15 protein-coding genes are annotated in these 15,108 nt (G+C 66.2%); 12 read left to right on the top strand and 3 right to left on the bottom strand.

Annotation, left to right across the window (positions count from 1 at the left end; translation table 11 throughout):
* Positions 1-205: 205 nt before the first annotated feature.
* The 6 genes from QUS11_06400 to QUS11_06375 all read left to right on the top strand — a co-directional run bounded on the left by QUS11_06400 (position 206) and on the right by QUS11_06375 (position 7,424).
* The gene (locus QUS11_06400) at positions 206-1,345 is read left to right on the top strand and encodes a hypothetical protein (GenBank protein MDM7992929.1); all 1,140 of its coding nucleotides are present in this window, start codon (positions 206-208) and stop codon (positions 1,343-1,345) included.
* Between the two features lie 3 nt (positions 1,346-1,348).
* Entirely contained in the window at positions 1,349-1,627 is a 279-nt protein-coding gene (locus tag QUS11_06395; GenBank protein MDM7992928.1) for a DUF202 domain-containing protein, read from the top strand.
* A 1-nt stretch (position 1,628) separates the two neighbouring features.
* The gene (locus QUS11_06390) at positions 1,629-2,786 is read left to right on the top strand and encodes a THUMP domain-containing protein (GenBank protein MDM7992927.1); all 1,158 of its coding nucleotides are present in this window, start codon (positions 1,629-1,631) and stop codon (positions 2,784-2,786) included.
* Between the two features lie 68 nt (positions 2,787-2,854).
* Complete coding sequence (locus QUS11_06385) at positions 2,855-3,250, top strand: hypothetical protein (protein ID MDM7992926.1); 396 nt, start codon at positions 2,855-2,857, stop codon at positions 3,248-3,250.
* 110 nt (positions 3,251-3,360) lie between these two features.
* Positions 3,361-4,893, top strand: a complete 1,533-nt coding sequence (locus QUS11_06380) for an aromatic amino acid ammonia-lyase (protein MDM7992925.1) — start codon at positions 3,361-3,363, stop codon at positions 4,891-4,893.
* Between the two features lie 2 nt (positions 4,894-4,895).
* Positions 4,896-7,424: a C25 family cysteine peptidase gene (locus tag QUS11_06375; protein ID MDM7992924.1), complete on the top strand. Its 2,529-nt coding sequence runs from the start codon at positions 4,896-4,898 to the stop codon at positions 7,422-7,424.
* On the opposite strand, the gene QUS11_06370 is transcribed toward QUS11_06375, so the two are convergent.
* Complete coding sequence (locus QUS11_06370; GenBank protein ID MDM7992923.1) at positions 7,421-8,110, bottom strand: HAD family hydrolase; 690 nt, start codon at positions 8,108-8,110, stop codon at positions 7,421-7,423. The two genes, QUS11_06375 and QUS11_06370, sit on opposite strands and share 4 nt — an antisense overlap.
* Before the next feature lie 169 nt (positions 8,111-8,279).
* Between QUS11_06370 and QUS11_06365 the strand changes: the two genes are divergently transcribed.
* Positions 8,280-9,830, top strand: coding sequence for a hypothetical protein (locus QUS11_06365; GenBank protein ID MDM7992922.1), 1,551 nt, complete (start codon positions 8,280-8,282; stop codon positions 9,828-9,830).
* A gap of 90 nt (positions 9,831-9,920) precedes the next feature.
* Here the strand turns inward: QUS11_06365 and QUS11_06360 are convergent, their stop codons facing one another.
* Both QUS11_06360 and QUS11_06355 read right to left on the bottom strand, forming a co-directional pair.
* Entirely contained in the window at positions 9,921-10,574 is a 654-nt protein-coding gene (locus QUS11_06360; protein MDM7992921.1) for an energy transducer TonB, read from the bottom strand.
* Between the two features lie 55 nt (positions 10,575-10,629).
* Complete coding sequence (locus QUS11_06355) at positions 10,630-10,767, bottom strand: hypothetical protein (GenBank protein MDM7992920.1); 138 nt, start codon at positions 10,765-10,767, stop codon at positions 10,630-10,632.
* Between the two features lie 146 nt (positions 10,768-10,913).
* Between QUS11_06355 and QUS11_06350 the strand changes: the two genes are divergently transcribed.
* The 5 genes from QUS11_06350 to QUS11_06330 are packed head-to-tail and all read left to right on the top strand — an operon-like array spanning position 10,914 to position 15,099.
* Positions 10,914-12,008, top strand: coding sequence for an ABC transporter permease (locus tag QUS11_06350; GenBank protein MDM7992919.1), 1,095 nt, complete (start codon positions 10,914-10,916; stop codon positions 12,006-12,008).
* Entirely contained in the window at positions 12,005-12,784 is a 780-nt protein-coding gene (locus QUS11_06345; protein ID MDM7992918.1) for an ATP-binding cassette domain-containing protein, read from the top strand. Before QUS11_06350 ends, QUS11_06345 begins: the two co-directional genes overlap by 4 nt.
* The gene (locus tag QUS11_06340) at positions 12,774-13,643 is read left to right on the top strand and encodes an MlaD family protein (protein MDM7992917.1); all 870 of its coding nucleotides are present in this window, start codon (positions 12,774-12,776) and stop codon (positions 13,641-13,643) included. Before QUS11_06345 ends, QUS11_06340 begins: the two co-directional genes overlap by 11 nt.
* Positions 13,634-14,242, top strand: coding sequence for an ABC-type transport auxiliary lipoprotein family protein (locus QUS11_06335; GenBank protein ID MDM7992916.1), 609 nt, complete (start codon positions 13,634-13,636; stop codon positions 14,240-14,242). The genes QUS11_06340 and QUS11_06335 overlap by 10 nt, the downstream gene beginning before the upstream one ends.
* Positions 14,239-15,099, top strand: coding sequence for a hypothetical protein (locus QUS11_06330; protein ID MDM7992915.1), 861 nt, complete (start codon positions 14,239-14,241; stop codon positions 15,097-15,099). The genes QUS11_06335 and QUS11_06330 overlap by 4 nt, the downstream gene beginning before the upstream one ends.
* The last annotated feature ends 9 nt before the right edge of the window (positions 15,100-15,108 follow it).

Below are 15,108 nucleotides of genomic sequence, written 5' to 3'. Positions count from 1 at the left end.
GACTGTCGGGCGTGTACATCGCCTGGCTCTCCACGTCGACCGGGGTATCTCTCTCACAGATATTCAGGGTGATCGACTGACGTTCCGGGGGGGGGCGGTCCGCCGCCCGCCCCTTCCCTCCTTGTCATGATCCCTCCGTGATGCGAGTTTACCGTTGTCGCAGGGTCGGTCCACTTCGGGAACGAGATCAGCCCGGGAGGTCGCAGTGGCGAAGAAGTGCCCCAGATGCACGATGCCCTATGCCGGACAGCCGAGGAGCTGCCCGCACTGCGGATACGAATTCCGCGCCTTCGATCCCGGCAAGTGCGAGTTCTGCGGCACGAAGATCAAACCCTCGATGGACAACTGCCCGAACTGCGGGGCTCCGGTGGAGCATGCCCCGGCACCGCCCGCCGATGATCCGGACACCGGTCTCCCCACGCCTCCGACAGTGGCCCCCGCGCCCGTGCAGACGGCGGCCGGCCCTGCATTCAAGATCGTGGGATGCGTCATAGCTCTTATGGTCATCCTGCCTCTGCTGTTCGGACTCGTGATCCCCGCCCTGATGTGCAGCGGTACCGAATCCGAAGTTACTGCCGACTCCACGCTCGACGAGCGTTCGGTGACCATCCTCCAGGCTCCCGTGCAGGACTCGATCTACCGGGCCTCGATAGTGGAGGGTGAGAACACCGTCGAGGAGATCTGGCCGCGGGTCATCACCGATCTCCCGGACACGTGCTACTATCCCGGCGCCTACGATCCCTGCGCCGCCTTCCGGTTCCATGTCGACGGCAGGCACTCGCTGGTCCGGCTCGATGCCTCCGCTCCGATCGACCTCGTGATGACCCTCCTGGGCGTCGACGGGGAAGGTGTCCTGAGCTTCGCGGGCTGGAACGAGGACGGCCCCATGGGCACGGATCCCTCCATAACGAAAGTACTGCAGGGGGGCGACTACATCGCGCTGGTCACCAACCTGGGGGGATGGGAGTACGGCGAGGTGCGGTTCCTCTGGACAGTGCTCCAGGAGGAGATCCCGACGCTCACTCCGGACACGTCGGTCGTCCTGGCCTTCACGGACCGCATGCAGCGCTTCCACTTCTTCCTCGAGATCGAACAGGGCCGCGACTACGTCATCTCGACGAGCTGCCCCGACATCGACTCGTACGTCGAGCTGCGCACCGAGGGCGGATCGGTCCTCTACGACGACGACAGCGGCCCCAACTGGAACGACGCGAGGCTGTCCTTCACGGCCACGGCCCTGTACGCGGGTGAGGCGGTGCTCGTCGTCCGGCCCTACAGCACCTACACCCCGGACACCGGCGATCTGACCCTGACCGTCACCTCGACCGCGACCCAGCACTACTAGGCCGTGACCGACCCCGCCGGCAGCTGCAGGACAAGGGACGAGCACGCATGGCGCCGCACGGCGCTCGCCAACGAGAGGACCCTTCTCGCCTACGTCAGGACGGCTCTGGCGATGGCCGCCGGAGGGGCCACGCTGATGAGGTTCTTCGGCGGCCTGTCCTGGACGCTGGTCGGCGTGGCGGCCTGTGCGGCCGGCATGCTCGTCGGACTCACGGGCGCGGTCAGGTACCGGCGGGTGAGGCGCGAGCTGGCGGAGGACCCCGCGAGACCCACGGGCGACTGACATGATGCAGTGGACATTCGAGAAGAGCGGCAGGTTCTACGCGCAGTGCGCGGACGGGCTGGAGGACCTTGCACGCGCCGAACTGGAGGGTCTCGGTGCGGAGAAGGCCGTCCCGGGCTTCAGGGGAGTCATGTTCTCGGCCGGCATCCCCTCGCTCTACAGGATCAACTACTGCACGAGGCTGTGCTCGAGGATACTCGCCCCCCTCCTGACATTCGACTGCCACAGCACGAAATACCTCTACAAGACCGCGTCCGAGATGGACTGGGGAGCCGTGTTCGACGTGGAGAGGACCTTCGCGATCAGTTCGAACGTCTCCGAGAGTGCGGTCAGACATTCGCAGTACGCCGCACTCTGCCTGAAGGACGCCATTGCGGATCATTTCCGGCGATGCACGGGCAGGCGGCCGGACGTGGAGAGGATCGCGCCCGACGTGTGGATCGACCTTCACATCCACAGGAACAGGGCGACTATCAGCCTGGACACCTCCGGCGGATCACTCCACAGGAGGGGCTACAGGACCGGCAGGGTGAAGGCCCCGATCCAGGAGACCGTGGCGGCGGCCATGCTCGAGATGGCGGAATGGAACGGCGCCACCCCCCTGAGGGACCCGATGTGCGGCTCGGGCACCATCCTGGCCGAGGCCCTCATGAGGTGCACGAGGACACCGGCCGGATATCTGAGGGAGAGGTTCGGGTTCGAGAACATGCCCGGCTTCGACGCCGCCTCGTGGGCCGGGGTCAGACGTTCGTGCGATGCGCTGATGCAGAAGCCCGCCGACGGCATGGTGGCCGGAGGGGATGCCGATCCCCTGGCCGTTTCCGCCGCACGGACCAACCTCTCCGCCCTGCCATGGGGACAGACCGTCCGGGTCGAGTCACGGCGGTTCGAAGACCACGAGGGCTGTCCCGGCATGACCATCGTGACGAATCCGCCCTACGGGCTGAGGCTCGGGGAGAGGGGGGAGGCGGAGGCCACCATGAAATCCTTCGGCGACTTCCTCAAGAGGAAATGCGACGGCGCCAGCGCCTTCGTATATTTCGGCGACAGGGGGCTCATCGGGAGCATCGGGCTCAGGCCGCGATGGCGCAGGCCCCTCAAGAACGGCCAGCTCGACGGAAGGCTGGCCCTGTTCGAGATCCGCGGGTTCGGGAACTAATCTTTACTAAAAGAGTAATAATTGTCGGTGACCCGGAGAGGGTCCTGACCGAACCGAGAGGAGAGAATGTGAAGAGGTTCCTGACGATGGGCATGGTGCTGGCGGCTCTCGGATTCGCGCTTCCGGCGGCTGCGGGCATCGGCCCGTTCGCCAAGGGCGATCCCGCAGCTACTCCGTGCGAATGCACGGACGCCTGCACCTGCGGCGGTGACTGCACCTGCACGGCCGGCGATCCCTGCACCGACGGCTGCACATGCGCCGGCGAATCCTGCACCTGCACCGATTCCTGCATCTGCGAGGGCGACTGCACATGCACCCCGGGCAACGCCTGCTCGGACGGCTGCACCTGCACGGGCGACCAGGCCTGCGGCTGCGGATCGGGCTGCCCGGCTGGCGGAGCCGGCTGCACCGCCCCGGTAGAGGACAGACCCGCGGGCTGCGGCATGGGCGGCTGCGGCAGCTGATCCTTCCGACATCCCGGAGAGGCCGGCCCTTGGCCGGCCTTTCTATTGCCCGGGGAACCATACTTGATCACATTTGACGATCCGAACGAACCGTCATCAGGGAGGCGCCGATGTCGCTCGAAATCCGCGGTACTGGTCTGAGGATCGAGGATGTGGTCGATGTGGCCAGGAACGGCAGGGAGATATCCATCGCCCCGGCCTCCCTGGAGCGGATGACCTTCTGCCGGGGCATGGTGGAGCGCAAGATAGAGGCCGGCGAGATCATGTACGGGATCAACACCGGGATCGGGGAGTTCTCGGAGACCAGGCTCTCGGCCGAGGAGGTCAGGCAGTTCCAGAAGTACCTGGTCTACAACCATTCCGCCGGCATCGGCGAACCGGCCCCGGTGGAGCATGTCAGGGCGGCGATGCTCGGGCGCATCAACGTGCACTGCAAGGGTCACTCCGCAGTACGACCGTCAGTGACGCAGCTCCTCGTCGAAATGCTCAACAGGGGCGTCACCCCGGTCGTCTGCTCCAAAGGTTCGGTGGGTGCATGCGGCGATCTGGCCCCCATGTCGATGATCGCACTGGTAGCCATGGGGGAGGGCCATGCCTGGTTCGGGGGCGAGAAGCTCACCGGGCTCGAAGCGATGAGGCGGGCCGGCCTGGAGCCCCTCGAGCTGCATGCGAGGGACGGCCTGGCGCTCATCAACGGATCCAACTTCCTCAACGCGATGAACGCCATCCACATCTACGACATCGACAGGTGGCTCAGACAGGCCGAGATCGCCGCCGCGATGAGCCTCGAGGCCCTGCAGGCCAACCTCAAGCCCTACGACAGTCGCGTTCACGAGCTGAGGGGATTCCCCGGAGCGATCCGGAGCGCCGCCTCGATAAGGCGCTGCATCGAGGGCAGCGACCTCATGGAGGGCCGCGTGAAGCAGAAGGTGCAGGACGCCTACTCCATGCGCAGCACCCCGCAGGTCATCGGAGCTGCGCACGACGCCCTCGCCTACGCCAGGATCCAGGTGGAGACCGAGCTCAACGGGCTCGGCGACAACCCCATCTTCCTGCCCGAGAGCGACACCGTGCTCACCGGCGCCAACTTCCAGGGCTCGCCCGTCTCGCTCCCGATGGAGATGGTGGGCACTTCCGTCACCATGGTCTCCGTCCTCTCCGAGAGACGGCTCAACCGTCTGCTGAATCCAGCGCTGTCGGCGGGGCTTCCCCCGTTCCTGGCCGAGAAGCCCGGCCTCTTCAGCGGCCTGATGCTGAGCCAGTACACGGCCGGGATGCTGGCCGTCGAGCAGAGAATCCTCTCGACGCCCGCGGCCTGCGCATCGATACCGGCCGCCGCCGACCAGGAGGACTTCGTCAGCATGGGGATGAACACCGCCCTGAAGAACTGCCAGATACTGAAGAATGCCTGCGGCATCCTCGGCATCGAGCTGATAGCTGCGGCCCAGGCGCTGGACTTCAGGGGCCACAGGTTCGGACGGGGCGTCGAGGAGGCCAGGAAGACCCTGAGGAGGCATGTAGCCCACCTCGGCGAGGACAGACCCCTATATCCCGACCACAACCGCATGGTCGAGGTGGTAGAGAACGGAGAGATACTCGCGGCGGTCGAATCGGCCGTGGGTCCGCTCGACGGGAGGGTATGACGATGATCACCCATGCCGTTCTCCTGTCCCAGGCCCTTCTCCTGGGCGGCCGTGAGGGCGTTCCGCTCTCCTACATGGATGCCCGGGGAAGGCAGCCCTCGGGGCCCGTGGCCGCGCAGCTCCCGGACGGATCGGGGTACACCGCCCGGGTGACGTCGGATGCCGTCGCGGGACACGGCGACGAGGTGGTGCTGATAGTCGACCAGGCCGTATCCGGGGGGATCTCGTCATCGATCGGCACGTTCCAGGACGACCTGGAGGCCGACGGATGGACGGTCGAGATCTGGACCGTAACCGATCCCTCGGCGGCCGCGCTCAGAGCCGATCTCCAGGCCGAGTACGCAGGCGGGAACCTGGAGGGGGCGATACTGATCGGCGACATCCCCGCAGGCTGGGTCGAGGCGTCCGGCGGCGAATACCCCATGGACCTCTATCTCATGGACATGAACGGCACCTGGACCGATACCGACCTCGACGGGCTGTTCGACGACTGGTCGTCGGAGGCTCCCGAGATCTGGGTCGGCAGGCTCACCCCCACCTGGCTCTCCTTCGGTTCGCAGGTCGAGCTGCTCCAGGATTACTTCGCCAAGAACCACGCCTACAGGACGGGAACCCTCTCGCTCCCGAACAGGGCGCTGGCATACGAGGAGGCCTTCACCGGCCTGACCGGATACGTAGACCTCGTGTACGAGGATGTCACCACCAAGTCCGACCCCGCGGGCACCACCGCCGACGATTTCCGTGCCGAGCTCCTCGCCGGATACGAGTGGGTCCACCTGATCGCCCATTCCAGCCCCTGGGGCAGCAGCTTCCATGTCGGCGCCCCTCCCTCGGGCGCCGGCACCTTCAACAGCTACGAGGCACTGCCCCTCGACCCGCGTGCGTTCTTCTACGTACTCAACTGCTGCACGAACGGCAGGTGGACCGAGATCGACAATCTGGCGAACATGTACATCTGGACCGACACCTACGGCCTCGCCGTGATCGCGCAGGCCAAGACAGACTATACCAACGACTTCTACGAGCTGTACCAGACCCTGGGCGGCGGTTCATGCCTCGGGGAGGCCTTCAGGATGTGGCTCGCGGCCAACCTGGGCCTGGAGCACGCCGCCGTGCTCCTGGGCGATCCCACGCTCAGGCCGCACGGCAACGGCACCGCGTCGGGGATCCCTGACGGGGGCCTGCACCCGGCGCTGCTCGACGGGTGGCAGACCGTGCAGGTGACCGACGGGCTGCATTCGGAAGGCGACCTCTCGTCCTGCAGGGAGCCTGTCTCGGGCCGCACCTTCGCGACCTTCGGCACGTCCGATCCCGTGAGGGCGAACATCATGGCCGCGATCGGCGAGGGTTCCTCCTGGTCGACCCCGGTTCAGATCTGCGAGCACGAGTACTGGGACTGGCATCCGGCCGTGGGCGCCGACGGGACCGGCAAGGTCTTCCTCGCATGGCACAGCATGCACGACGACATCGAGACCTATGACATCTACGTCTCGATCTGGGGCGGAAGCGCCTGGTCGGCCGAGACGAGGCTGACGCAGACCCCGGCCTTCGAAACCGGCACCACGGTGGCCGGCAGGTCCGGCAGGTGCTGGGTGGCCTGGCAGGAATGGGTCTCGGGCGAGACCGACATCAGGGGCAGGATGTGGACCGGCTCCGCCTGGACCGTCACCTCCGACCTGTCCGCGACGGACGGCACCGAGAGGGCCCCGTCCCTCGCGGCCTCCTCCACGGGTTACGGGCTCGTCTACCAGGCGGAGAGATCGGACATCCTGGAGATCTGCTTCAGGGAAGCGCCCGATTCCGGCCCGTTCGGCGCGGAGACGGTCCTCTCCGCGTCGGGTTCCGACTGCAGGGAGCCGGCCGTTGCCGCCGATCCGGCAGGCCCTGTGTACCTTGCGGCATGGGAGAGCGACGGCTGCATCATCGCCCGAACCAGGGACGCCTCTGGTACCTGGTCGGCCCCGGCCGTCCTCTCGGCCAGCGGGTCGGCCTCCCGTCCCTCCGCAGCCCTGTTGTCGGGCGCGAGGCCCGCGGTCGGCTGGATAGAGAACGGAGGCCAGGTCTGGCTGTCGTTCCTCGATGGCACCGCCTGGACGGAGCCCGGTCCCGTGGCCGCTCCGGGGGCGGTCGAATCGGTCTCCATCACCTACCGCGAGTCCGGCCAGCTGGATGTTCTCTACGGGGCCAGGAACGCTGCGCTCCACTGGGACATCTGGGCGGTGTCGGGCGATCCGGTCGGGATCCAGGAGGACGGATCGGCTGCCGTCGGGCCGGGTGTCACCATCCTGCGGAACCCGTGCGCCCCGCCGGTGGCCTTCGCCTTCTCGGGATCGGAGGTGTCACGGATCTCGGTATTCGACGTGACCGGGAGGCGGGTAGCGGAAATCGACGCACAGCCGGGGTTGAACACCTGGGATGCGAGATCCGGGGATGGCGGTCCACTCCCCGCAGGTGCCTATCTGATCAGGATCGAGGGTGAGAGCGGGGATGCGGGGCAGGGTGCGGTCGAGAGGCTGGTCCTGCTGCCCTAGAGCCCCAGTATCGCAGGGAGTTCGGTCAGGGAGGAGATGACACTGACCCTGTCGGGGTCGGCTATCTCCTCCCTCTCCGCAGCCCACAGCCTGTCGCGCGAGAAGAGCACTGCCCGGGCCCCCGCCGCCAGAGCGGGGTTGATGTCCGAGCGGGGGCTGTTGCCCACGCACACGGCATCGGCCGGTTCCACTCCCCGGCGCGACAGCAGGCTCCGCAGGGACGCCTCGGTCTTGCGCTCGACTATCTCCAGGCCCGACACGAGCGGACCGGCTCCGGAACGTTCGAACTTGCTCTCCTGATGATCCCTCCGGCCCATGGTGTAGACTATCGTCTCGAGGCCGGCCCCGCGGAGGGTCGAGAGCGCCCCGGCCGTTCCCGGGAGGAGGATCACGGGATGGGCCAGCAGGGCCGACGAGATGTCCCTGAAGCCTCCCGCGATCTGCGCGGGGATGTCGGGCAGGAGCTCCGCCATGACGGACCCGAGCGTGTCCAGGTAGGGACGGGCGCCGAATCCGGTGGAATCGAGACGTTCCATGTCCCTCCTGTGGACGAGGGCCCTGACGGTTTCGCCGTCGACTCCGGCCGATTCGAGGAGGCTCGTGAAGTCGTCCTCGGCGCGCTCGAAGAACAGCGAGCTCTCCCAGAGGGTGTCGTCGGCATCCAGGATCACAAGGGGTCGGTACATGCCACCTCCGCCTTCCGGTACTAATCCCCTACCCGGAGGACACGGCCGGGAATATGCTAGTCGCTGTCTGCGGCGTGAAGGCTCTCGGTCGGGCCGTGCTCGAGCGCACTCCGGTCTGAAGGGATAAGATAATGCGGAACAATCGAGTTAACGATATCGGAGGCCTGCCGTGAACGACGGGAGGGGATGGCGCATCGCCCTCCTGACCGCTGCCGCGGCGGGTCTTGCCACCCGGCTGGTCCATTTCCTCCTCTATCTCGCCGGACCGCTCTCGGACATCTACTATCTCCCGGTCCTGGGCGCCTACAGGTTCGAGACCAGCGCACTGGAGATCCTCTCCGGAGTGCCGCAGGCAGCGCCGTATCTCTATGCCAGCCCGATATTCACGTATCTGATAATGCCGTTCTACGCCCTGGGCGCGGGAAGGCTTCCCCTGCTGCTGGCGCAGGCCGTCATGGGCGCATCGATACCGGTGCTCATAGTCCTGCTCGCCAGGCGGCTGGGTTCAGGCCCCTTCCAGGCCGCGCTGTCGGCACTCATATGGGCATTCTACGCCCCGCCGGTCTTCCTGGAACTGACGGTCCTGCCCGCGACCCTTGCTGCGTTAACAACCACGCTCGTCGTCCTCCTGACGGTTTCCGGCAGGATCGGCACGACCGCGCTGATCGCCGCCGGGGCGGGGTGCGGCGTGCTCGCCGGGATCAGGGCTCCCTTGGCGGCGGTTTTCGTACCGCTGGCGGCGGCATATCTGCGGAGCAGGGATCGCAGCCGGGCCGCCCGGGTGGCGGCGGTTTCCGGATCGACGGCCGCCATGCTGCTGGTCCTGCTTCCCCTGGCCCTGTACCAGCGTTCGCATTTCGCGGGATTCACTCCTTTCCCGAGCTGCGGAGGACTCAACCTGGTCCTCGGCCATGCCGACGACGCGACCGGATACGGCCCCCCCGCCCCGTCTGTCGGACTCGTGGAGAACTCGAGCGAGGACATAGGGCAGGTCGCCATGAGGCTGGCCTTCGAGAGGGGGGGTGTCAGGGACTTCGCGGAAGCCGACTCCTACTGGCTCCACATGGCATTCCGGCTGATCCTGGACGACCCTCTGCAGGAAGTCGAACTGATCCTGCGTAAACTCGGCGGATTCTTCGGGCAGGTGCCGTTCGATGTCTACTACGACCTCTCCCGTCTTTCGAGGTTCAATCCCGCCCTGGGCGTGATCGCCATGCCCAGGCTGGTCGTGATCGGCTTCTTCCTGGCGTTCCTGGCGCCGTTCCTGGTCCGGGGCAGGCACAGGACGGCCGCTCTCTTCCCGGCTGCGGCCGCTCTCGGAACGAGCGTGCTGTTCTTCCACTGCGAGAGATTCATGCTGCCGGCCCTCCCCGCGATGATGGCGGTCGGGGCGGCCGGTCTGACCGCGCTCTGCCGGACCGGGATCCCGGCCATCCTCCGGGTTCTGCTCCCGGCCGCCGGGCTCTCGCTGCTGGCGCCCGGATTCCTGCGGCCGGCGCCCGTCATCCCCGAGGGGATCTATCTCCAGTCGCTGGCGGTCAGGGCATTCAACTCTGGTGACAGAATGCTCGCGTTAACGTTCTACGAACGGGCTGCCCTCGAGTCGCCCCGCGGGAGCGTGACCTGGCACGACTCGCATGCAGCTGCAGCCGCGCTGCTCGAGGCACTCGGAGATGAGGAGCGCGCGATGCAACACCTGGCCGAGATAGGCGTCAGGTGAAGCGGGGGATCGTGCGTTAACGCGGTGAGCGATACACAGGAGGAAGGCGCCGGGGGAGGAGCCCCCGTCGCCTTTCCCGTTCCGGGCTGCCTACTCGAGTACGAACTCGTAGATCAGGGCCGTCCAGACTCCCACCTGCACGCCGTCGTCACGTTCGGCGGGAGCCCAGCGCGACAGCCTGGCCGAGGCGACCGCGGAGGAATCCATGCTCTCGAGCCCCGAGGACTGCATCACCACGACTTCGGCCGGCACACCGCTCACAGGCACGAAGACCTGCAGGGTCACCCTGCCTTCGACTCCGGCCTGACGGGCCATCTCGGGGTATTCGGCCACCGGCCTGAATGTGCACCTCGGCGGGACTGAATGCGGCACGAAGGTGCCCGGCTGAGGAATGACATCGGGGTCGCCGTGCCCTGTCTGCTCCGTGATGTTGGTCTCGATCGTCCCGACCACCTCGAGGCCCGTGGTGTCGGCCGACATCGAGATGATGAGATCTCCGAGATCGTGCACCTCCTCCTCGAGTACGGCTCCTATGTCCGGCCTCACCTCATCCGGAGGTTCGACGTCGGGCACGTCATACTCGACGGGCGCATCGATGCCTTCGATCTCCAGGGTCTCCGTGCGGACCGCGATCGGTTCCCAGCTCGTGCCAGGCATCAGTTCGAACACTGCGACAAGGAATGCCAGGGCGAACAGTACACCGACGTCCGCCCGGCTGTCATCTCGGTGGGCTACAGCTCTCATCTCCGCACCTCCTCGGCCGTTATACGCGGCCCGGGGCGCGGTTATTCCAGGGGCGTCAGCTCTTGTGGCGGAGCTTCAGGAAGAGCGTGACAGCTATGGAGTCGAGGGAAACGAGGATGGCCAGAACCTGCGCGTCGCCGTAGGTGTTGAATCCGAAGGCGAGCCTCAGCACCAGGAAGACTATCGTACCCATGAACACCCCCTCCGACAGGCCTGTGACGCCGGGAAAATAGCGACGTGCGGGCGCCCGCGCAACTCGACAGTGGTGCGACCGGGCCGCCGTTCGCAATATTCCGGACTCCGGGCTCGACGTATGGAAGGCCCGTCTGGAGCATGCAGATGACCGTTCACCGGATCGAAGGTCTCCTGGACGAGGAAGCCGCCGCGGCCGCCGCGGCCGCCCTGGGATCGCTCCAGCCGGACTCCGGGCCGTTCCTCGTCGATCTCTCCCCATGTACCGGATACGAGTCGGTTGCACTCGCCCTCCTGGTCCAGGGCATCGCAGGAGCCGAGGGGCGCGGCGTGCCGGTCGAGATCGCAGGTGCGTCCGCCGATCTGGCTGACAGGATCGCAGCCATGCGATCCTTCACCTCCTCGTATACCGGACGCCGTCCCCGCAGGGGCCTCAGGCAGGGGATCGTCGACATCGGCGGCAAGGTCGAGACCATGCTGGGGACCATGAGGGGGCTCGCCTCGTTCGCCGCGGCCACGTTCAGGGCCACCCTGAAGATCCGCACCAACCCGCGCATGCTGAGATGGAAGCAGACCCTGTACTACATGGAGCAGTCCGGCGTGGAGGCTGTTCCGATCATCGCCACGCTGTGCTGGCTGCTGGGCGTCGTGCTAGGGTTCCAGGCCGGATACCAGCTCAAGAGCTTCGCAGCCGAGACCTTCATGCCCGACCTCGTCGCATACAGCATGATCTGGGAGATCGGCCCGCTTCTGGCGGCCGTGATGGTGGCGGGGCGCTCCGGTTCCGCCTTCGCCGCCGAGCTGGGCACCATGAAGGTCCGCCAGGAGACCGACGCCCTCACCGTCATGGGGATGGACGTCTGGAGCTATCTCGTCACGCCGAAGATGCTGGCGCTGATGGTCGTGATGCCGTTCCTCGTCCTGCTCGCCGACTTCTTCGGGCTGCTCGGGGGGCTCCTGATAGGCGGATGGTATCTCGACATGCCGGCCCATGTCTACATCTCCAGGCTGAACCTGGTGGTCATACCGATGGACGTCTGGTGGGGCATGCTGAAGAGCCTGGTCTACGCGGTGATCATCTCCAACGTGGGCTGCTACATGGGCATGAGGGTCAGGGGAGGCGCCGCCGAGGTCGGCAGGGCGACGACCTCCGCCGTCGTGACGAGCATCTTCCTGGTCATAGTGGCCGATGCCATTATCTCGCTGATCTTCGTCTTCATCAGGCCCACGGTGACGGTATGACCAGCGGCGCCCCGCTCATGGAGACGGTCCGGCTCACGGGCGGATACGACGGCCTGAAGGTGCTCGACGGCGTCTCGATGAAGGTCCTGAAGGGGGAGATCCTGGTGATAGTGGGTCGGAGCGGGTGCGGGAAGAGCACGCTCATGAACCACCTCCTCGGCCTGGTGAAGCCGTGGGCGGGAGAAGTCCTCTTCGAGGGGGTCGACATCTGGAGCGACGAAGCGGTGCTCGCCAGGGCCAGGAGGAGATGGGGGGTCCTGTTCCAGTCCGGCGCCCTCCTGGGCAGCCTGACCCTGCTGGAGAACGTCATGCTCCCGCTGGAGGAGTTCACGGATCTGTCATCGGCCTTCAGGGTCTCGGTTGCGATGGACAAGCTCGGCAAGGTAGGCCTCGAGAAGTTCGCCGACGCCTATCCCCTCGAAGTCTCCGGCGGCATGCAGAAGCGTGCCGGTCTGGCCCGCGCCATGTCCCTCGATCCAGAGGTGCTCTTCTTCGACGAGCCCTCCGCCGGGCTCGACCCCGTGACATCCGCCGGGCTGGACGACCTCATCCTCAGGATCAACAGGCTGTCGGGCACCACGATGGTGATAGTGACCCACGAACTGCCCAGCATATTTGCCATATCGGACAGGGTCGTTATGCTAGATTCCTCCGTCCTGGGGGTCGTTGCCGAGGGAACCGCCGAACAGCTCCGGGATTCGAGAGGCGACGACAGGGTGGAGGCTTTTTTCGGGCGGCTCGCCCCGGGCGCCGACGGGGGTCAGGATGTCTCTTGAGGCCAGCAGATTCAGGCTGGGGCTGTTCTTCACCCTGGGCAGCGTGATGTTCGTCGCCGCCATGATCTGGCTGGCGGGCTGGTTCAGCGGTGAGAAGTCCCTGACCTATGCGTGCTACTTCTCGGAATCCGTACAGGGTCTCGAGGACGGCAGCACCGTGAGGTACAACGGCGTTCCCGTGGGAGAGGTGAAGAGCATCAACGTTGCCCCGGACGGCCGCCTCGTCGAGGTCGTGATGGAGATCGAGCAGAGCTTCGAGGTCCGCGACGACCTCGCGGCCCGGCTGGACATGACGGGCATCACCGGCCTCAGGGTCGTGAACCTGCGAAGGCCCTCCCCGAACGAGGAGGTCCTGAGGGATCTCCCGTTCGAGTCGAGATACAGGACCATCCCCGTGGTGAAGTCCTCGATGGAGACGCTCGAGCTCGCCCTTTCCAGGGTCATGGAGATCATGTCCGAGGTCGACGCCAAGCAGATCTCCGACCTCACCATCGAGCTGTGGTCCAACGCCAATGCCCTTCTCGAGAACGACAGCCTCGACCTTCTGATGGCCCGGCTGAGCATCGCGGTCGCCAGGATCGACACGCTGGCGATGGTTTACACCGATCTCGGGAGGGATCTGGACAGGATCGTGGAGGCCTCCGGGGACGACGTCGCCACTCTGACTGGTGACGTGCACTCCATGGCCGTGGAGCTGACCGCCCTCATGGCCGCGATCACCCCGATGCTCGACGGGCTGGACGAGGTCCTCTCCGAGAGCAACCAGCTCACCGGGCAGTTGAGGCAGCTCGTGGAGAGGATGCGGGACGACCCCGGAGACCTGCTCCTGTCCGAACCGGGAGGTGACACGTGGCCCTGAGGAGGATCCTGGCCGCCGCGGCCCTGCTGCCGCTCTGTTCGTGCATCACCATAAAACTCGCCGGCGGCTCGTCGGATCACACCGTCTACCGGCTCTCGTGCCCAGTGCCCGCCGAGGCCCCCTCGACCGGCTGCGACATACGGGTGAGGGATTTCTCGTGCGCGTCGGAGTACGACCGCACCGGGATGGTCCTGGTCGACAGCAGCGGCGTCGTGACGAGGACCTCCGGGAACCGCTGGGCATCCTCGCCGTCGGTCGCCCTTTCGGACCTGATCACAAGGGATCTGGTGGCCGAGGGATCCTTCACCGCGGTCCTCCGCAGGAGCGTGATGGATGGCACCGGCGTGATACTCGAGGGCGGCGTGAGGGAGTTCGGGGCGCGGCAGTCGGGCGGTGTCTGGCTCGCGGTCATCGACACCGACCTGACCCTCTTCGACGCGGTGAGCGGAAGTGTCATCGACCAGATACGGATCGAGCTGTCCTCGCCCATGTCCTCCACCGGTTTCCCCGAACTGGCCCGGGCCATGTCTGCACTGGCCGCGCAGTGGTCGGCCGAGGCCAGGGGATTCGTGCATTCGGCGATCGGTGGAGCGCGATGAAGACAGGCAGGCCTTCCCCCGTCGGGAGCTTCGTGCTCGTGGTGCTGGACAGCTGCAGGTGGGACACCTTCGCCGAGGCAGCTCCGGAGTCGATGATGAGCCTCGGCCCTCTGGAGAAGCGCTACAGCTACGCATCCTGGACCGCGCCGTCGCACTACAACATGCTGATGGGCCTCCTGCCCCACACGAACCCTCGGGGGGTCTTCGCCTCCGACTACTACAGGAAGGACTTCTTCAAGTACCGGGAGAGGCTCGGAGGGCGAGACCTGTCCTTCGCGAACCTCGTTCCCGGGCTCTACCTGCCCCCGTTCCTGCACGACACGCTGGGATACGCCACCACGGCGCTCGTGTCCCTCCCCGTCCTCAACAGCTTCACGCCCCTGAACAGGGGATTCGACAGGTTCGTGCTGATGGAGAGGCACAACGACATGGAGGCGATGCTCGACCTGATCCACTTCCCTCCCGGGAAGCCCTGCTTCTACATGCTCAACGTAGGGGAGACGCACTACCCGTACGCCCTGCCCGGGGAGCCCGAGGACATGTGGCCCAGGATCAGCGGCGTACACGGCGTCTTCAAGCACCTCGACGACCACATCGCTGGAGGGGAGCTGGACGGTGGCGAACCCGGGCGCTTCTTCGACGCACCCACGATGGAGATCCTCCGGAAGCGGCAGGTCGAAGCCGTGAGGCATGTCGACAGGGTCTTCTCCAGGCTCAGGGCGATGCTCCCTGAAGGCACCTGGGTGACGGTCACATCCGACCATGGAGAGCTCTTCGGCGAGGACGGCCTCTTCGGGCACGGGCCCGTGTGCCACGAGAAGGTGTTCGAGGTACCCTTCGTCGAAGGCAGGATCTGACGGAGGGTC

Origin of the sequence: Candidatus Fermentibacter sp. (genome assembly GCA_030373045.1) — a bacterium.
GTDB lineage: Bacteria > Fermentibacterota > Fermentibacteria > Fermentibacterales > Fermentibacteraceae > Fermentibacter.
This window is presented reverse-complemented; position numbering and strand designations above follow the sequence as displayed.